Source organism: Spirosoma pollinicola (genome assembly GCF_002831565.1).
In the GTDB taxonomy this organism is placed as follows: Bacteria; Bacteroidota; Bacteroidia; order Cytophagales; family Spirosomataceae; genus Spirosoma; species Spirosoma pollinicola.
In genome coordinates this window covers 3,382,242-3,401,028 of sequence record NZ_CP025096.1, presented here as the reverse complement: position 1 = coordinate 3,401,028, position 18,787 = coordinate 3,382,242, and the positions used below count along the sequence as shown (strand labels likewise).

The following is an 18,787-nucleotide window of genomic DNA, read 5'->3' as shown; positions in this document are numbered from 1 at the left end:
GAGGATAAACGATAGGCAAGTGCTTGCTGGTTGTATTGTGCTTCTGGCTCTTTGCTCCGTTCTATCGGGCTGCCGCTTACCAAATGAATTGCCAGTAACGCCAGATCAGAACTATTTTCCACTGGAAACCGGCCGTTACATTATTTATGAGGTTCAGGAGAATTTATACGTCCTTCATACGGAGCCAGTTCAGCGATCGTATCAACTTAAAGAAGTAACTGGAGTTGCGTATACCGACGTAACCGGACAAACAGCTTTTCCACTACGGCGCTACCGCCGAGCCACTGCTGACCAACCCTGGCAGGCGGATTCTCTCTGGTCGGCCCGATTGGTCACAAATGAAGCCATACGTACCGAAAACAGTCAGGATGTCGTTAGTTTACTTATTCCGATAAGCAACGGGTTGCGCTGGAACGGCAACCGGCATAATTCATACGATGTGGAAATGTATGAAGCACGCAACGTAGACCAGCCTTTTCGCGTATTGACCAAGCTGTTCAACGAAACGGCTACGGTTGTTGCTCAGGACGATTCAACCCTTGTTTCGCAGGAGAAACGCCTGGCTGTTTATGCCAGAGAAGTCGGTTTAATTTATAAAGAACGAACTTCGCTGCAATTCTGTACTGCTTTACAGACTTGTGTTGGGAAGAACCAGATTGATTATGGCACTCGACAAATTTATCGCATAAAGACATATGGGAAGGAGTAAAGTGAGTTGGCTTTTTGTGTTGCTGGTAGTCTGTCAACTTCAAAGTTTTGGCCAGTCAACGCGCAAATATCTGGTTCTGCTGCGCGACAAAGCCAATTCGCCGTATAGCCTGAATCGCCCGGAGCAGTTTCTGTCGCAACGATCAATATTACGTCGGCAAAAGCAGGCAATCAGCATTCTGGAGCGCGATCTGCCTGTTAATCCAACTTATGTCGCTCAACTTAAACAGGCAGGTGCCAATGTGTGGTATACGTCGCGCTGGCTCAATGCGGTACTCGTTGACGCGACCGACGCCACCATCGCGGCCGTTCAAAAACTGCCCATCGTAAAAGGGCTTGAGTTTGGCAGATCGCTGTCAAACGCTCGCTTAGGCGCAGAATCGCAAAGTAAGACGATCAATAAATTTGCAACGGCAGGCACCACATCCGACGCACCCCTTGATTATGGCAGTTCGCAGGTTCAGGTTGCCCAACTCGGGGCCGATATCATGCACCAGCAGGGCTATCATGGCGAAGGGATGCTCATTGGCGTGCTGGATGCAGGGTTTCAGAACGCCGATAAGGTGAGTTTTCTGAAACCTGTCTTCGACGAGAAACGGGTTCTGGCAACCTATGATTTTGTCAAAAAAGAAGCGAGTGTTTACGAAGACGATTCGCATGGACTTTCCTGCTTGTCGGCCATCACTGCCACCGCCGACAAGCAGCTTTATGGAACGGCCTACAAAGCGTCGTTTATTCTTCTCCGTACCGAAGATGCCGGAACCGAAAAACAGATCGAAGAAGCCAACTGGCTTCTGGGTGCCGAATATGCCGATAGTGCCGGTGTCGACGTAATTAGTTCCTCGCTGGGCTACACCCAGTTCGATGATGCAACGACGAATTATACCTACCAAAATATGGACGGGAAAACGGCACTTTGTAGCCGGGCCGCGCAAATTGCGACAGAGACTGGCATGGTTGTGGTTGTGGCGGCTGGCAACGAAGGCAATGATGCGTGGCACTATCTATCAGCGCCTTCCGATGCCGCATCCGTGCTGGCCATTGGAGCCGTTACCCAAACCGGACAGCGGGCCTCATTCAGTTCATTTGGTCCTTCGGCCGATAGCCGCGTGAAACCCGATTTAGCGGCTCGCGGGCAGGGAACGATTGTCGGATCTCCGGGCGGTCAGGTGGTATCAGGCAACGGCACTTCATTCGCCACGCCTTTGGTGGCGGGTCTAGCAGCTGGTTTCTGGCAGGCTCACCCCCGACTCACAGCCGCCCAGGTCACCGAAGCGTTACGCCGGTCGGGTAGTCAGTTTGGTAGTCCGGATAGTGAGTTAGGCTATGGCATTCCAAATTTCGAGCGGGCATCTGTCCTGGCCGATTCGTTCGGGCAGTTACTCGTCTTTCCAAATCCATTTACGGATGCTCAGCAACTTGGCGTTCAATGGGGCGAAATTGACGCGAACGTGCCGCTTGATGCTACGCTCACCAATATGACCGGACGTGTTATCTGGCAAAATACATACACATCGGCGGGCCTGAGTGCCTTTACATTACCCAACCTGAATTTATCGGCCGGCATGTATTTTATGACCCTTGTATCAGGCGATAAAAAGCGAACGGTTAAGGTGGTAAAGCTCTAGCTATTTCCGTTTGTTTCAACGCCGGAAACCATCACTTGCCAGTCGATCAGAGCGTGCTTGTCTTAAAATCAAATAAGTCAGGACGGCTATAATGACCGATTACATCGAAATCGAGCTTGCTTTTCAGAACTTCGTCCAGATCCAGTTCAGCCATTAGAATCCCTTCCTCATCCCACAAAGGACCCGCCATAAATTCACCCTGTGGTGACACGATAGCACTACCACCCCGGCAAAGTATGGTATCATCATCGGTAAGAAATTCCTGATAGGCTTCGGGATAATCGCTCCGGGTAAAGAATTGATTGCAGCCGAGGACAAAGCAACGCCCCTCGCAGGCAATGTGTTGAAGTGTGGAGGGCCAACTGGCTCTGGCATCGGCCGTTGGCGCCAGGTAAATCTGGGGCGCCTGTTGGTAAATACGCATCCGGGCCAGCGGCATGTAGTTCTCCCAACAAATCAATCCCCCCAACCGGCCAATCGCCGTATCGAACACCCCTAACGAATGTTTCCCGGTTCCATCTGCCCAAACAAGCCGTTCAACGCCCGTCGGCTTAATTTTCTGATGTTTTCCTAAATACCCGTCTATAGGCGAAATATAGATCAGGGTGCAATACAGACTTCCGCTAAGGGTATCTCGTTCTGTGATGCCAATGGCCAGATAAACATTGTTATCCCGGGCAATATGCTCCAGCCGGGCTAACTCAGGGCTGGGCAGTTGAAGACTGTTTTGCCAGTACGTTTTGTAGAGTTCCCGTCCGGCATTTGTCCGTAAACCAATGGATGCTCCAAACGTAAACTTCCGGGGATAACCGGGAATAAATGACTCTGGAAAAAGCAGGAACTGGCACCCTTTACTGGCTCCATCGATGGCTAATGCCTCCAGTTTATCAATCGTTTTGGCACTATCAAAAAACACGGGCGTTGCCTGAACCACTCCTACTTTTACCTGCATAGATTAGTTAATCGTATATATGCGAAACACCTTATAAACTTGAGGCAGATTTAGGCGAAATAAAAATAGATAGCCAGACCCGCCGAGCCAGTCGAAAAAAGTAAGGTGTTAACAAGATTAAGGTAGGCACTAATCCGATCAGGTAATAATCAAGATCAATATCCAGCCATTTTACTACAACAGCAAAGGTGATCAGGGCATAAATTGTGTAGAATGCATAACTCACGAACATAGAGGCCCAATAAAAACCAGGCTCAGGCATGAAATTCTCCCCACAATGCGGACAGTGATCATGCATCTTGTCAAAATTGCGGCTGAAGGCACTATTTGAGACAAAGAAATCGCCCTGCTGACAACGGGGACATTTATTAAACAAAATACTGTGTAATCGACTATGACTTGACATGATTTACTTCATTTTACGGCCAATCTTCGGGTTTACCATCAATTTGGTGTTAACAAATTAACGGTACACCCGAAGATTAATCCTGTATAAGAGTAACATATTTGACTTTGTAAACATTCTTATTAATTACCAATTGTCTGATTGTCAGTCCGACGTTTCTTAACGATATAGTCTTCAGAAACCACTATTGGCGTAGGTTCACTGACGCGCTGAATTTTGTAATTCCGATCGGCCAGGCTACCCGAAGGCATATGATCGACGGTTACGCCCCCTACTGGCTGCCGGGTAGGCATCTGGTTTTTGTAGTTCGCTAATTGAGCATTGCCCGGCGTGGGTTGCTGAACGGTAATACCTGCCTTTGTCTCCTGCCGCCGTGCAGCCGCAGCCATAGTTGGATGCTTGTAGTTATGGCTTGAGTACATGGGATTATTCAGCGGTTTTTTCGCGCCGTCATCCTGAGAGAAAGCTTGCTCCGACAGCGCCGTTAAGCTGATGCCAGCGAGCAAAAATGCAACTAATTTCATGGCTATTTCTATGGTCTTGTTGTCTAACAAAGCTACTAAGCTTCTAGATTAGAAAACAATTAAAATAGCTACTACATTTCTAGTTATACGTATTTTTTCGGATCATTCTATCAATTGACTCGGAATCTATTAATTTTTCTGCCTGATTTAATGAAAACCATCGAATATTTGTAATTTCTTCAGAATCGCCGAACTCCTCAAAAGGGTCGGCTTCGAGCAAAAATCGAATATCATAATGCAGGTGTTCCGGAACATCTTTGCGAAGTGGAATTGTGTGTATGTCGACATCGAAAATCGCATCGCTCACCAACCTTAACGAGGTTAATCCTGTTTCTTCCCGGGCTTCACGCAGAGCAACCGCAGCTACATCTGGATCGCCATCGGCGTGCCCCCCCGGCTGTAACCAACGGTCGAGTTTTCGGTGGTGGATAAGCAACACCTGCTCACGATCAGGGCTAACAATCCAGGCAGAGCCGGTTATGTGCCCTATACCTAAAGATCGGTCGAAGCAATCGGGATGTTTTTTTACAAACTCAATCGTTTGGTGTATCATTACCTGTTCATTGGCGTCGGCAGCGTCATGTTGTTCAAGTAACGAGAGTAACGGTTTGCGATGCATAAGTTGGTTTTTCGGGGAAAATTGTCGCAATTTGGTGCAGATTTTTAAATAGTCTACAGACAATCATGCGCAAACTTTCGCTTACAGTAGCTTCCATTTGTTTAGCTGCTCAATTAACCACCGCACAAATTAAATTACCGTCACCCAGCCCCGGTGCTACTATTATGCAGACCGTCGGCACAACCGACATCACCGTTTCTTATTCACGCCCAAGTCTGAAAGGCCGCGAGCCTTTTACTGGTTCATTCGTTCCAGCGGGCAAAGTGTGGCGTACAGGTGCCAATAGTGCTACTATTTTCACCACCTCGACCGACCTGATGGTGAACGGCAAAACATTACCTGCAGGCAGTTACGCCATTATGTCGATTCCAGCCGCAGAAGCGTTCACACTGATTTTCAACAAAGACAAATCGGTAACAGAAGCCACTTATAAGCAGGATCAGGATGTTCTTCGCGTTGATCTGCAACCGATGGAAAACAGCGACAAAACTGAAACATTCACCATTGGCTTCAGCGATCTGACAGACAGTACAGCTAAAATGAATTTCCTATGGGCAAATTCAAAAGCAAGTGCTGACCTACGCGTTGATGTAAACGCCAATTCAGCCGCCAATGTCGACAAAGCCGTTGCCGAAAAACCAGACGATGCCGCCGTTTTACAGGCAGCTGCCAGCTATAATGTGTCGAAAGGGCGCAATCTGGATCAGGCTCTGGGCTGGATTGACAAGTCGATTGCCAAGCAGGAAAACTTCCGTAACCTCTACATCAAGTCGCAGATTCTGGCGAAGATGGGCAAGTTTACCGATGCTGTTCCACTAGCCGAAAAATCGCTTGCACTCGGTCAATCATCGAACGATCAGGTGTTCCCTTTCTTCAAAGAAGGCATTGAGAAGAGCCTCACCGACTATAAGGCAAAACTGCCTGCCATGCCAGCCATGAAAAGCGGCAAAGGCAAGAAAAAGGCTTGATAAATTTTAGTTTTCCCAAACAAAAAAGGCCTTACCGCTCATTCGGTAAGGCCTTTTTTGTTGAAATATGGTTTATGGAAACTTGGGAAACTTGCTGAAATCAGGTTTCCGTTTTTCCAGGAATGCATCCTTCCCTTCTTTCGCTTCTTCAGATAAATAATAAAGCAAGGTTGCGTCGCCCGCTAATTGCTGAATACCGGCTTGTCCATCCAATTCAGCATTGAAAGAGGATTTGAGCATTCGGAGAGCCAATGGACTTTTTTCCAGCATCTTGCGACACCAGGAGATTGTCACTTCTTCCAGTTCTTCGAGTGGTACAACTTTATTGACCAGACCCATGTCCAACGCTTCTTTGGCATCATACTGATCGCAGAGGAACCAGATTTCGCGGGCTTTTTTCTGACCCACGACCCGCGCCAGATACGACGCACCAAAACCGCCATCGAACGACCCGACTTTAGGACCGGTTTGCCCGAAGCGAGCGTTTTCGGCGGCAATGCTCAGGTCACAAACCACGTGCAGCACGTGGCCCCCACCAATGGCATAACCGGCAACCATGGCTACAACTGGCTTCGGTATACGACGGATTTGCATTTGTAGATCGAGCACATTCAGGCGGGGCACTTTATCCTGACCAATATAGCCGCCATGCCCACGAACAGACTGATCTCCTCCTGAACAAAAAGCTTCTCCACCTTCGCCGGTTAAAATAATGACACCCACACGCTCGTCCTCCCGTGCCAATTCCATCGCTTCCGACATTTCGGTGACGGTTAGTGGCGTAAAGGCATTGCGCTTGTGCGGCCGGTTGATACTGATTTTAGCTATGCCTTCGTAGTAGCTGAATAAGATTTCCTGGTACTCTTTTATCGGTTCCCAGGGGTAGTTGCTTTGCATAAGTAATGAGTGAAAGAGTGAAAGAATGAAAGAGCGAAAGAACGAAAACTAGCGTAAGCCATTTTCACTCTTTCGCTCTTTCATTCTTTCACTCATTAAATGAAACTTCGTGATAAAATACATCCCATGTATGGTCGGCCATCATCCGGACGGTGGCCAGACAGCGCTCAAACGGAAACTTACGTCCCCACTCGTTCGGTGCAACCATTGACAGAAGATCGGTGCCGTTTTTGCGCTGATAGAAGTGATACGTTTGCCCAACAACGGGTTCAAAACTCATTTGCGCCGAATAAATTCGTTCCGAAATTTCAACACGGTTTCGGATAGCCGTTGCCTGTTCGGCCAGCAGTTGCATCTGTTTGTACAACTGACTCAGCTGCATATCCGTTTGCTCCCGCATGGCAGACACTGCCCGGCCAGTAATTTTACCTTTGTCTTCGGGACGAATAACCGCTCCGCCTGCCGTGTGTGCATAAGCCAGTAGGCCTGGCGATTCGGCGACCTTATCCGGCGAAATAGGATTGATAAATACTTTCGCTTCTTCCATAGTTGTTGATTGGGTAACTGCCCTGCAAACGTCTTTGTTTGCTGTCGTTGAATGACAAAAAATAACGCATATTTACACCCTGATTAGGTATATAACCACAAAAGTACACTAAAACCGGTATGGAAACCACCTTGCATTCAATGGATAATGTCTTAATGCCCCGACAAGAATTTTTCCGCCTTGTGGGTACTGGTATTGGGGCCATTCTATTGTCGCGCTGTATGTCGGGCTGCGCTGGACAGGGTAACGCTGACCCAACACCCGACCCCAGTCTGAAAGTTGATTTCACGCTTCGTCTAGATGATAAGATCAACGCAAATCTCCTCATTAAAGGGGGTTATGTGATTGCTAACCACGTCATTATTGCCCAAACCAAAGCTGGAGCCTATGTAGCCGTTTCGGCAGACTGTACCCATCAGGGAACAGAATTGACTTACAAACCCACTGAAAATCAATTCTATTGTCCGCTTCATCTATCGCGTTTCGACACCAGTGGTAAAGTGATTGTTGGCCCGGCCACCCTTCCGCTCACACAGTACACTGTTGAAACAAATCTTAGTGCCGGTACGATAAGAGTGCATAATTGACGGATGAATACGATAACTAATTTGTTTCCAGTTCATCCTTACTACGATGCAGGAAGATGATGTTTCTTGACCCTACTAATCCTGATGCGTGGCCGACGCCTAAAACGCCTTACGAGGCAGAAACGTTAGCCTTTTGTCGCTCCTGGTTGACTATCCAAGAAACATACACGTTACATACGTCCGGGTCGACCGGAGCCCCCAAACCGATTCAGCTTACACGGGCGCAGATGCGGGCGAGTGCCCATTTAACCGGGCAAACGCTTGGCTTACAGGCGGGTGACAAAGCTCTCGTCTGTCTGAATATTCGTTACGTAGCCGGTATTATGATGCTCGTTCGGGGAATGGAACTTGGCTTACCCATGACGATTATTGAGCCATCAGGTAATCCGTTGATTGACTTCGACCCGGCTACCGACCAGTTTGCGTTCACGGCCCTTGTGCCGCTCCAACTCCAAACTATTTTAACATCTGATACTAAAAAGTTGCCCATTTTAAACAAGGCAAAGGCTGTTCTGGTAGGCGGTGCTGCCACGAGTTCTTCACTTGAGCAGGCATTACAAGTCATTACATCGCCCGTTTTCGCCACCTACGGCATGACTGAAACGGTTTCACACATTGCTCTCCGACGGTTGAACGGCTCCGAAGCGAGTGAATTTTTTACCGCTCTTCCGGGTGTTGACCTCGGAACAGATGAACTCAATTGTCTGCACATTACATCTGCCGCCACCAACTATACGCGCGTACAAACCAACGACGTCGTTGACCTGATTGCGGGCGCTACCCATGAAAATGCCCGCTTTCGGCTGCTGGGCCGGGCCGACCGGATCATAAACAGTGGGGGCGTTAAGGTGCAGCCCGAACAGATTGAACAAATGATTCAGACTATACTGGCAGCAGATAAGTCGTCGATTGAGGATAGACCCGGTAATCGTTTGTTCGTAACGGGATTGCCTGATGAGCGACTGGGCCAGCGAATTGTAGTTGTGAGAGAGAAGGAGCCGATAAATCCGCAGCAATGGAAACAGGCACAGGAAGCCATTCGCGCCACGTTAGGCCCGTTTTCCGTACCAAAAGAAGTTATAACAGTAGCCCAATTTCTAGAAACGCCCACCGGCAAGGTCGATCAAAAAGCGACGGTAGCGCAAATACGCTAACTTTGTGCACGTGCTAACCGACGTTTTATGTCTTTCAAAAGTCTCCAGATTCGCTACCAGACCGCACGGTCGCTACCCGCACCCTATTCCTACTTTTATACCCTGACGATTAATACCGTCGCAGCCAATGCTATACAGGTTGATCTCGCCATTACGTATCCAGGCCGCGACGACATCGACGACGATGAACTCATTGCCGAAGGGTACACGCGTGATGACGATTACGCCTGGTCTGGCCGTCTACCCAAAGCCTGGTGGGAATCGCTGGCCGCTCTGGTGCGTAAAACGCGTTTACAACCCGTCGTTGAAGACGAGATAGAAGAAGACGACGACTTCTGGGCTATTACGATCGAGGCTGAGAACGGCAATAAAACTACGGGCCAGCCAGCCAAAGCCGAAGATTGGCAATATTTGATGCAGGAGCTGATCCAGGCAACCTACGAAGCGATGGGCAGCGAGCGACCCTTCGAACTAATTTACCTTGATCTGAACAATCAGCAAGGTGAGCTAGAGCTACATTTAACAGCTTCTTTCGTAGAACGAACGGTTAAAATCACAACCCTTGAAAGCAGGCGGGAACAGTCGAAATTGATATCCTGGTCGTCATTGCAACATGTGATGAGCCAAGTATATAATTATGATTATGACCCCGATGATGCCATGCTCAAACGGCCTAAACGTGATGGACAATGGCTAAATATGGGAACCGAAGAATGGTATGAAATAAGCGATTACCGGGCGCTGGGCAAACTGTTTCGGGGTCTTTAACGAATTGACAGGCAAATTTCGGTGCGCTTAAAAGAACAGCTTATCGCGTCCAGACCTCCGCCGAAACCATACCCCCTACCTGGCGTTGTCGTTCTTTTTGAACCAGACCAGCCAAACGAAGACCTTGTTGCCAGTTGACTAATGTTTTCGCTTCAATACCTGCTGTTAGGCGAAAAAAGCGAATCATGACCCATAGGAGCGCTTTTTGCCAACTGACTTTCGGCTGAACAAAGTCTGTTACAAGCCAAATTCCGGTTGGCTTAAGAACATTGAGCAAGGGGGGTAGAAAGCGGGTTTGTAAGGTGGTTTCGGTGAAGAGGTCCAGTACGAAAGAGGTAATGATTACGTCGAATTGTTCGTCGGGTACCAAAGCGGTATCATCCCCTACCCGAAAATCGACAAAACCCGTCAAGGATTTTCGAAGCATTCGTCCACCAGCGAGAGCCACCATCTGGCTTGATGTTTCGAGGTAAACGATTTTTTTGGGATGGCATTTCAGCAGCACCTGTTCCAGTATCCAACCCGCACCCCCACCCACGATCAACACAGAAGCATTAGCTGGAATACGATTCAGGAAGATGATTTGCGCTCGTCGCAACCGATGGCCGAATACCATAAATGCCAGGGCATCGTATACCGGAGCAATCCAATTAAAATTACTTCCAGTAGTCATAGTAAGGTTTTTACACAGAGATTCACGGAGAAGCCCAGAAACACACGGAGAAAAATAGTATAAAGTTTCTGTGAATCTCAGGGCTTCTCCGTGAATCTCTGTGTAAAAACCTTACTCTCCAAATGACAGAAAATCTTTATACATAGCGCACTCACGAATCATTTCCCGATTGAACAAACTACGCCTGTGGTTTTTAAAAAAGTCGTCGTAGGCACTGGCATATTTTGCTTTGCGCAGGGCCGTCATGTTCTTCACAAACGTAGAATCCTCCTCATAAACGTAGCCATTTCTGATTTGTTCGATGGACTGTTGCATCGAGAAAGCGTGAGCTTCACAGCGGGCCGCCATATAGGCAGAGCGGTCGGCAAGGGCAGACGTTGTAGCCGCTTTCGCCGATTGCTCGAAGTACCCTTTGGCGTGTGTGGTGGTATAATAATCGGTATTCATCAATACATCGAATTTCTTTTGTTTATCGACTGGTGAACCCGAAACGGCATAAACAGGCGGTTCACCCGCGCTCCAGTACGACTTTACCATCAGCCAGGCGTTTCCGTACCAGCTCAAATTCCAGGCTCCACACCCCAACTGGTAATATAACTCAGCGGCTTTGTCGCCCGATGCCACCTTAGCCTGTTTTTCCAGTTCGGCCATGCTCCGGGCAAATTCAACGGGCGTGTATGGATTATCGACTGATTCAGCAGGGAAGTTTACGCTGTTTTTACCCGCGTTCGATTTATCTGTTGACACCAACCGAGGCATTTTTATAGCAAAGGGATTGATTTGAAAGTAAACGGAAAAAGGCGCTGTTCGCCACAGTCTAGGATTTATGCTAGCGAAAGCCGTTGCTGCTTCGGCATACTGATGTTCCATCATCAATCGCCGTCCCAGTAGCAGGTTCAGGCTCTCGGGTTTTATCTGCGCTAGTTTTATCAATCGTTTATCGAAATCTGTCAAACCCGGTTGACTGGTGTAGGTAATTGTTTGTCGAATGGTAGCCGCCGAAACGGTGTCTTCAATAACCGTTGGGTCGGTTGTGCTGGCAAAATAAGTGCCTGCTCCGGGCTGTGTTGTCAGCACTGTCAGCAGATATGCTTTTGCCTGATCGACCCCATCCACTGGCTGCTTTGTCGACCGGCTACATCCTGATAGCCAGCCACGTTTAGGCTCCGTTTTATGCTGGTAGGCAACAGCAAACTGTTTACACACAGCCGTGAAAGCGTTATTCAGACGAAAGTTGCCTGTACTGTCGAACTCTTCCAGATAGCCAATCAGCTTAGCTTCAGTATCGGGGGTAATAGATTCTGTCTGAGCCGCTAACAGAAGCATACGCTGTACGGCAATCTGCGTTTTCAGCTCCCTATTGTCCGAAGGAGCCTGAGCCGCCTGGTCCAGATGCGTTTGGGCTGCTTTATAATCATGGCCGATATAATCGAGATACGCTGTTGCAGTGTACCAAAAGGCAGGGTTACTCAGGGCTTTATTTTCAGCAGATTCGAGTGCGAATGACCGGAGTTTATCGAAATAGGACGGGGCTTCACGATTGCGGTTAACAAAACCCGCCGAATCGGGGGAGTCGCTCAGGTTGTTGCGGAGGTATTCGTCATCCGTCATGAAATAATAGTATTCATTGCGGTTAATTTCCCGAGCCATAATCAGCTCGATCAACGGATTTTTGGGCGTTAACCGAACGATCTCCCCAAGCATGGCAAGCGCATCTTTCCCACCCATCGGAATGCCCGGCTGAATGGCACAAAGCGCGTACACCGCCGACCGCTCTCTATCATTTTTCGCATAACTAAGCGCCTTTTCCTGAAACCGAATGCCGTATTTACGCAAACTTGTTTCGGCGGCTTTCCGTCTTGACGGACAACGGTCAAATACCTGCGCGAACTCATAAACGGCGGTTGCCGTATCGCCCAAAGTCAAACTTGCCCCCGCCCGACGGCACAACGCCCAGTCGCTGATAAATGTCTTTTTTGGTAAAGGAGTAACCATCAGATCATAAAGCTGTTGCGCCTGTTTATGATCTCCCGATTCACTGGCAAGTTTTACCGCCTGGAACGCATATCGTTCTTTCAAAAAGACATCGCGCGACATCCTGTAGGCCTTTTTAGCCTTCTCCAGTTGTGCCGGGAGCTGTGTGCTATCGGTTTGTGACGCGTTCGGGTTCCAGGGATTCCCCTGCCCATTATCGGCATCCCAGGCAAAGTTTATATACTCCAGCGCAGCAGGTTTGCTTCGTTCTAATTTCGACGTTAGCACCCGAACGGCTTCGGCCTCTTCGCCATAAATTGCTTTGCTGATCAGACTATCCGGCAGCTCACCGCCCATGTAAACCGACCAAGCCTTTATATTTTCGTCTATAACTGGGGCCGGATTATCGTCGTACTGTTCGGCTATCTCCGCATCATTATAAAACTGGGGAGTAAAAAAATAGCGGCTATCATCGGTCAGGGTATTACCCGCTTCGGGCATAAAAAAACTCATAAACTCGTTTGGGTCGAATGAGGGGCCACAGGCAAATCCAATCAGAATAGCCAGCAATAACGCAGGCTTACGGAAGCGGATGGGGAACCAGAAGTGTTTTGAGCGTTTCACGAGAATAAGCAGAAAGTACAGTGGAGTCAAGGTGGTATAAGGCAAATGTAATCCGTTGGTTCCGAATCTGACGTGACAGTTTAGTTTTTTCGTTCACCAACGTTTTGGCCGTAACGCCTTCGGCACGAAACAGGTCGCCGGGTCGGATTGAAAGCCCCCATGCAGCCGTATCGCGCAGCGCAACAAACCGCATACTGTCGGGTTGAGCCGCCAGAAAGTTACTGCCCGCCAGTGCTGTTCGGTTCACATTGCTCAGAAACGTCAGAAATCGGTTGTTCCTATACACCACCGTCCATCGAAAAAGCGGCAGGACAACATCGAGCGGCAAGGGATAGGTTGGCACAAAAGACAGGTATTGACTGGCAATCTCAGCATCATAAATGGAATTGCGCGTGTCGGCCCGTTTCCAATCGGCCACATTATACAGCATCAACATTCCCCGCGATACGGGCGGAATGCCTGTTTGATCGGTGTATTTAATTTGGTGCAGGCGAATGGTTGCCGTAAGCGGACAGCGAAGCTGCTTAGCCAGCAGGGTTAACAGGCGAAAATAACGGTCGCGCGTGCTGACGCTCCAGTCGCAATCGAACTGCACTTCCTGAAACCGAATAGCATTTTGTTGACTGATGCGGCTAATAGATCGCGAAACATTTATGGCCAGTTCCGGTAATGCCGCAGGCGTCAGGTTCAGGAGGGTTCGGTTGGTAATGAAGACAACCGGGACGATGCTACCCGGTGCTTTTTGCCGAAATTTAACGAAGGCTTTGGGTATTGGCTTATGGGTTCGGCTATCCCAGTCAACGTCGAAGAAATGAATGTATAATTTCTGAACGTTCAGGTCTTTTAATTGCCGTATTTCTGAATGGGTTGGGGCAAAGGTCGATTTCCAATGGTAAAATGCGGGCGTTAGTTGCCGGGGAGCACTTTGCGTTCCGTGGTCCGACGATTGGCAGTTTACGAGTACTGCCCATAACCCCACGCCCGCAAAACATGCCTTAACCCAACTCGTTACGATTTTCATGCGGGGCGAAATTACAATTATGCCAACTATAATTTAGAACGGCAAGCACCACGCGGGCCATTCATCTGATTGCCGATCGATTCAGGCAGTCCCTAAAAGCAAAAGCTCGAATCATGGCTATAAACCACAATTCGAGGCTTTTATGTGTGCTGTAAGTTACAACCAACATTTACTTTATGCGATTGCCTTCACATTCACCGTTTTCTGACTCTCGCCTTTGACCGTCACGTCCTTGCCAAGCACGCTAATTGTAACGGGCTGCGCCGAATAATTTTGTACCGTTACGTCCTGTTGCGTAGTTGTTACCTGTAGCAACGCCCCCCGGAAACGAATCTTGAATGCCAGCGACTGCCAGTTATCCGGGCAATAGGGATTGAGAATTACCCGGTCGTTTTCAATACGGAAGCCCCCAAAACCTTTCACAACGGCCAGCCAGGTGCCTGCCATACTCGTAATGTGGCACCCGTCTTCGGTGTCGTTATTGTAGTCGTCGAGGTCGAGCCGGGCAGTGCGTAGATACATCTCGTAGGCCTTTTCTTTCATGCCTAATTTCGACGCCTGAATGGAGTGAACGCAGGGCGAAAGCGACGATTCGTGAACGGTCATGGGTTCATAAAAGTCGAAATTTCGCTTGAGCGTTTCTGTATCGAACTCGTCTTCAAAGAAATACAAGCCCTGCAATACGTCGGCCTGTTTGATAAAGCATGACCGCAGTATCCGATCCCACGACCAGTTCTGGTTGATAGGCCGCTGCCCTTTCGGAATATCAGAAACGGGCATCAGGTCTTTATCCAGAAAGCCTTCCTGTTGTAGGAAAACACCTTTTTCGGCATCGGCAGGCAGGTACATTTTCTCAACAATCTGCCGGGCGGTTGCCAGCTCTTTCTCTTCGCGGAAGTGAATCCGGTCAATCAGGTCGGCATATTTTTCGGGATCCAGCGCCTTCACTTTGGCTACGGCTTCGATGGTGTACCGAAGCGTCCAGGCAGCAATATAGTTGGTGTACCAGTTATTATTGACGTTGTTTTCGTACTCGTTAGGCCCTGTCACACCCAACATCACATACTGCTCTTTCGCCTTCGACCAGTTGACACGCTGGCTCCAGAAACGGCTGATGGCAATGAGTACTTCCAGTCCATACTCGACCAGATACTGCTCGTCGGCAGTATAGCGAACATAGTCGTAAATGGCATAGGCGATGGCGCCGTTCCGGTGAATTTCCTCAAAGGTGATCTCCCACTCGTTATGGCACTCTTCGCCATTCATGGTCACCATTGGATACAGGGCAGCACCAGCCCTGAAACCTAGCTTCTGCGCGTTTTCGATGGCTTTCCCGAGTTGTTTGTATCGGTAAACCAGCAGATTTTTTGCTACTTTCTGATCGGCGGTAGCGAGGTAGAACGGTAGGCAATAGGCTTCGGTATCCCAGTAGGTCGACCCGCCGTATTTCTCGCCCGTGAAGCCCTTTGGCCCGATATTCAATCGTTCATCTTCACCGGTATAGGTTTGGTTCATCTGAAAAATATTGAACCGGATGCCCTGCTGAGCCGCTATATCGCCCTCAATGATGATGTCGTTCGTTTTCCACTTATCGGCCCATGCCTGTTTCTGTTCAAACAGCATCTTCTCGTAGCCCTTTCGGGTGATCCGCTGGATGTACTGATGAGCATCTTTGATGATGGTATCCGGGTCGTAATTCAGCGACGACAGGTTTACGGCGTATTTATACACCACTGTTTCCTGATTTTTCCGACAGTCGAGCGATATGCGATTTGCTACATATTTTTCATACTTAATCGGCTGCGACTGGTAATCGACCTTTACGCCATCCTGCTCAATTTCAACGCACATCCCCGTAGCAACGTGAAAGCCGGTTTTGCGGGTACGAAGTTCGATGAAGGCTTCGCCGTAGCCCGTTTCCTTTCGTACCTCATCCCAGAACGTCTCGTCATAGTTCGCGTCGCGGTTCCGAATGTCGCCATTTATGTAAGGCGTTATGGTAATTTTAGCGTCAAAATTCAACGGTTTGATGGCGTAGCGAATAGCTCCCGCTTCATCATCGACGATGGAGCAAAACCGCCGGGAGTTTACCTGTATCTCTTTTCCCGTTTTGAGTATGGCCACGAAGGAGCGTTCGAGGTAGCCCTCCTGCATATTTAACACCCGCCGAAAGTCGCGTACTTCGCAATGGTTCAGGTCAAGCGATTCGTAATCAATATCAATGTCGATACCAATCCAGTTGGCAGCATTCAGCACTTTGGCGAAGTATTCGGGATACCCATTTTTCCACCAGCCCACGCGGGTTTTATCGGGATAATAAACCCCGGCAACGTAATTTCCCGGTAAGGATTTACCGGTAAACTTCTCTTCAAAATTACCTCGTTGTCCAAGTCGGCCATTGCCAATCGACATCACACTTTCGGTAATTTCATTAAAATCACGATGGAATCCTTCTTCAATAATATTCCAGGCGTCCTGAGTAATATAATTTTTCATTCAAATCAACTAGTGTATACGTATCCTATCTAACAAAGGTATCCATTTCAACTTTCACACGCATGGCCTGCTTCATGTGCCTTTCTGTGTGGGCCACCAGCATTCTGATGGCATCACCTACTCTTATTTTTAGCCAGTTACCAAACAACGACATGACTTTCTCCTGATTCCAGTCCAGATAAACGGCTTTGTCCAACAGCGTATGTAACAACGTTTGAAGATCAACAAACTGCGTCATGACATCAGCGGGCAACAGGTCGGAGGCTGAGCGGGGGCGTACCGTACCCGGTGCCGGCACTTTGATTTTTATCTGTGGGTCAACGACATATAAAAACGCTTTACCTATCCAATCGCTTTCGAGCGACTGATCAACTGGGGCAGTTTGTATAAACCCTAACGCATCAACTTTGTGCTGAATATTACGGATATAGAAGCGTTCGGCCAAATTCAAGTGCTGCAAACACTCGACAATACTCCATTTGTCGGGCGCGGGTTTCCAGCGAAGCTGCTCATCGGTAAGGGACGAAAACTCCCGATCAACCGTATCGAGAACAGCCCTGATACGCACCTGAAGGTCCTGAGATGTACCGAATTTTTGCATGATTCTTTAAACGCAAGGGTCGCAAATCTATAACTCCATACTCACCTGTTGAAATAATTCCAGGTCGCGTTTTGAGTCCAGATCAATAGCGCCGGCTTCAAAAGGAACTTCAGAGCAGTCATTTCTATGTTTGACAATTACCCATTTAACCCCTTTATCACCTTCCAGTTGTAGCAGTTCGGTGATATAGTCCCGGTGAAAAAGTGCAGGAACGCTGAGCTGGGTATCATATCGACAGGCAACGATCCCTTTACCCTGCTCCATTTGTACATCGAGCATGTGCAACAGCAAACCAAGCGACACAAGCGGCTGATCGACGTGCAGAACCAGGACAAATTCAATGTCTTTATGCGTCAGGTATAAAGCGGCCAGTCCCGTTTTCAATGAAGAAGCTTGCCCGGTTGGCCAGCGCGGATTATCGACCAGCGTTATAGGCAAATCGCTTAGCTCAGGAACAATCTCCATACGATTTGCCCCTAAAACCACAACAACCGGGCCGCGTTGTAACGCCAATGCGCTTTCTGTTACCCGACGCAAAAGCGACTGGCCTTTATAGTTTATTAACTGCTTGGGTTCACCACCCATACGGGATGAATCGCCAGCGGCTAAGATGATAGTTCCGATTTTCAAGGGAAGACTTTTTTGTTGGAAGATACTAGATAAAGTGCAAAAGACGGGTTTGGTTAGCAAAGAATATGCGAGCGGCCTAAAAACCTATCGTACTGGTTTACCACTCTCATTTAGCTAGTCCAGCATTGATGAGCCTCTTTTTGCACATAAAATACCTGCATGATGGCGAACTAGCGTTGTTTCCGTTGGGCAAAAACCTCCACCGGATAACTAACCTCAACCAATGATAGGCCTTCGGATGGAGCTGCCCGGCCTGCGCGCCTACGATCACGATCCAGAATAATCAGATTAAAGTCATCAACGCTTAAACGCCCTTGCCCTACTGCGAGCAAAGTACCAACAATGGCCCGCACCATACCATGCAAAAACCGGTTGGCTTTGATGTGAAAGACTAAATCGCCCGTTGGCTTTTGCTCCCAGTAGGCGTGTTCAATCTGGCAATTGAATGTCTTAACGTCGGTCTTTACTTTACTAAAACTCTCAAAATCAGTATGATGAAGTAGTTGATTAGCGGCTTCGTTCATCCGCTCAACCGATAGAGGCAGTGTAAATACATAGACCAGACCATCTCGAAATGGGTCTTTCTGCCTACTGATATGGTACTGATAATAGCGGGAAGTAGCCGTAAATCGGGCGTGGTCGTCGGCCCGAACGGGGAAACAATCATACACAGCAATATCCGCCGGAATCATGCTGTTTATCGACCGAAGTAAATTGTCGGGCAGTGGGGTGTCCAAGTCAAAATGAGCAAACTGCTCGCCCGCATGAACTCCTGCATCGGTACGTCCACTGCCAACAATGGCGATGGGTTGCCGCAGTACTGTTGACAGGGCAGTTTCGAGTACTTCCTGAACACTCAGGCCGTTAGGCTGTCGTTGCCAGCCATGATAAGCTGTGCCTTTGTATGCCAGTTGAAGAAAATAGCGCATAATAAGCGCAAAAGTAGGGTTTATCGCTCAGTCAAAAACGGTTAGGGGCTCTGGCTTCAGGAAAACACCTGCATCCAAAGC

General features: G+C 48.5%; 19 protein-coding genes. 6 read left to right on the top strand and 13 right to left on the bottom strand.

Annotated elements, in window-relative coordinates; all coding sequences use genetic code 11:
* Positions 1-19 precede the first annotated feature (19 nt).
* Together CWM47_RS14160 and CWM47_RS14155 are read left to right on the top strand one after the other, a co-directional pair.
* Positions 20-709: a hypothetical protein gene (locus tag CWM47_RS14160; protein WP_240625903.1), complete on the top strand. Its 690-nt coding sequence runs from the start codon at positions 20-22 to the stop codon at positions 707-709.
* A complete protein-coding gene (locus CWM47_RS14155) occupies positions 696-2,336 on the top strand; it encodes a S8 family serine peptidase (RefSeq protein ID WP_100988592.1) in 1,641 nt (546 codons plus the stop codon). The genes CWM47_RS14160 and CWM47_RS14155 overlap by 14 nt, the downstream gene beginning before the upstream one ends.
* 46 nt (positions 2,337-2,382) lie before the next feature.
* On the opposite strand, the gene CWM47_RS14150 is transcribed toward CWM47_RS14155, so the two are convergent.
* The 4 genes from CWM47_RS14150 to CWM47_RS14135 all read right to left on the bottom strand — a co-directional run bounded on the left by CWM47_RS14150 (position 2,383) and on the right by CWM47_RS14135 (position 4,837).
* A complete protein-coding gene (locus tag CWM47_RS14150) occupies positions 2,383-3,288 on the bottom strand; it encodes a carbon-nitrogen hydrolase family protein (RefSeq protein ID WP_100988591.1) in 906 nt (301 codons plus the stop codon).
* A 31-nt stretch (positions 3,289-3,319) separates the two neighbouring features.
* On the bottom strand, positions 3,320-3,694 hold the full coding sequence (locus CWM47_RS14145; RefSeq protein WP_100988590.1) for a DUF983 domain-containing protein: 375 nt from the start codon (positions 3,692-3,694) through the stop codon (positions 3,320-3,322).
* Positions 3,695-3,816: 122 nt separating this feature from the next.
* Positions 3,817-4,218, bottom strand: a complete 402-nt coding sequence (locus tag CWM47_RS14140; RefSeq protein WP_100988589.1) for a hypothetical protein — start codon at positions 4,216-4,218, stop codon at positions 3,817-3,819.
* Positions 4,219-4,297: 79 nt separating this feature from the next.
* Positions 4,298-4,837 (bottom strand): NUDIX hydrolase, encoded by a 540-nt coding sequence (locus CWM47_RS14135; protein WP_100988588.1) that lies wholly within the window; start codon positions 4,835-4,837, stop codon positions 4,298-4,300.
* A gap of 65 nt (positions 4,838-4,902) precedes the next feature.
* Between CWM47_RS14135 and CWM47_RS14130 the strand changes: the two genes are divergently transcribed.
* The gene (locus CWM47_RS14130; protein WP_100988587.1) at positions 4,903-5,805 is read left to right on the top strand and encodes a DUF2911 domain-containing protein; all 903 of its coding nucleotides are present in this window, start codon (positions 4,903-4,905) and stop codon (positions 5,803-5,805) included.
* A gap of 72 nt (positions 5,806-5,877) precedes the next feature.
* Here CWM47_RS14130 and menB read toward each other — a convergent pair whose 3' ends face one another.
* Both menB and CWM47_RS14120 read right to left on the bottom strand, forming a co-directional pair.
* The gene (menB, locus tag CWM47_RS14125) at positions 5,878-6,702 is read right to left on the bottom strand and encodes a 1,4-dihydroxy-2-naphthoyl-CoA synthase (RefSeq protein ID WP_100988586.1); all 825 of its coding nucleotides are present in this window, start codon (positions 6,700-6,702) and stop codon (positions 5,878-5,880) included.
* A gap of 88 nt (positions 6,703-6,790) precedes the next feature.
* Positions 6,791-7,249 (bottom strand): DUF2452 domain-containing protein, encoded by a 459-nt coding sequence (locus CWM47_RS14120; protein ID WP_100988585.1) that lies wholly within the window; start codon positions 7,247-7,249, stop codon positions 6,791-6,793.
* 119 nt (positions 7,250-7,368) lie between these two features.
* Here CWM47_RS14120 and CWM47_RS14115 point away from each other — a divergent pair, with 119 nt between their 5' ends.
* The 3 genes from CWM47_RS14115 to CWM47_RS14105 are packed head-to-tail and all read left to right on the top strand — an operon-like array spanning position 7,369 to position 9,758.
* On the top strand, positions 7,369-7,836 hold the full coding sequence (locus CWM47_RS14115; RefSeq protein ID WP_100988584.1) for a QcrA and Rieske domain-containing protein: 468 nt from the start codon (positions 7,369-7,371) through the stop codon (positions 7,834-7,836).
* Between the two features lie 56 nt (positions 7,837-7,892).
* Positions 7,893-8,990: an AMP-binding protein gene (locus CWM47_RS14110; RefSeq protein ID WP_100988583.1), complete on the top strand. Its 1,098-nt coding sequence runs from the start codon at positions 7,893-7,895 to the stop codon at positions 8,988-8,990.
* A 27-nt stretch (positions 8,991-9,017) separates the two neighbouring features.
* On the top strand, positions 9,018-9,758 hold the full coding sequence (locus CWM47_RS14105; protein WP_100988582.1) for a hypothetical protein: 741 nt from the start codon (positions 9,018-9,020) through the stop codon (positions 9,756-9,758).
* 40 nt (positions 9,759-9,798) lie between these two features.
* Here the strand turns inward: CWM47_RS14105 and CWM47_RS14100 are convergent, their stop codons facing one another.
* From CWM47_RS14100 to truA, 7 genes are all read right to left on the bottom strand, one after another.
* A complete protein-coding gene (locus CWM47_RS14100) occupies positions 9,799-10,431 on the bottom strand; it encodes a class I SAM-dependent methyltransferase (RefSeq protein ID WP_100988581.1) in 633 nt (210 codons plus the stop codon).
* 111 nt (positions 10,432-10,542) lie between these two features.
* Positions 10,543-13,029, bottom strand: coding sequence for a hypothetical protein (locus tag CWM47_RS14095; RefSeq protein ID WP_157815964.1), 2,487 nt, complete (start codon positions 13,027-13,029; stop codon positions 10,543-10,545).
* Entirely contained in the window at positions 12,986-14,050 is a 1,065-nt protein-coding gene (locus CWM47_RS14090; RefSeq protein ID WP_100988579.1) for a hypothetical protein, read from the bottom strand. Before CWM47_RS14090 ends, CWM47_RS14095 begins: the two co-directional genes overlap by 44 nt.
* 174 nt (positions 14,051-14,224) lie before the next feature.
* Complete coding sequence (locus CWM47_RS14085) at positions 14,225-16,546, bottom strand: glycoside hydrolase family 65 protein (RefSeq protein ID WP_100988578.1); 2,322 nt, start codon at positions 16,544-16,546, stop codon at positions 14,225-14,227.
* A gap of 25 nt (positions 16,547-16,571) precedes the next feature.
* On the bottom strand, positions 16,572-17,147 hold the full coding sequence (locus tag CWM47_RS14080; RefSeq protein WP_100988577.1) for a DinB family protein: 576 nt from the start codon (positions 17,145-17,147) through the stop codon (positions 16,572-16,574).
* Between the two features lie 27 nt (positions 17,148-17,174).
* Complete coding sequence (locus tag CWM47_RS14075; RefSeq protein ID WP_100988576.1) at positions 17,175-17,777, bottom strand: nucleotidyltransferase family protein; 603 nt, start codon at positions 17,775-17,777, stop codon at positions 17,175-17,177.
* A 170-nt stretch (positions 17,778-17,947) separates the two neighbouring features.
* Positions 17,948-18,706, bottom strand: coding sequence for a tRNA pseudouridine(38-40) synthase TruA (gene truA, locus CWM47_RS14070; RefSeq protein WP_100988575.1), 759 nt, complete (start codon positions 18,704-18,706; stop codon positions 17,948-17,950).
* Positions 18,707-18,787: the final 81 nt, after the last annotated feature.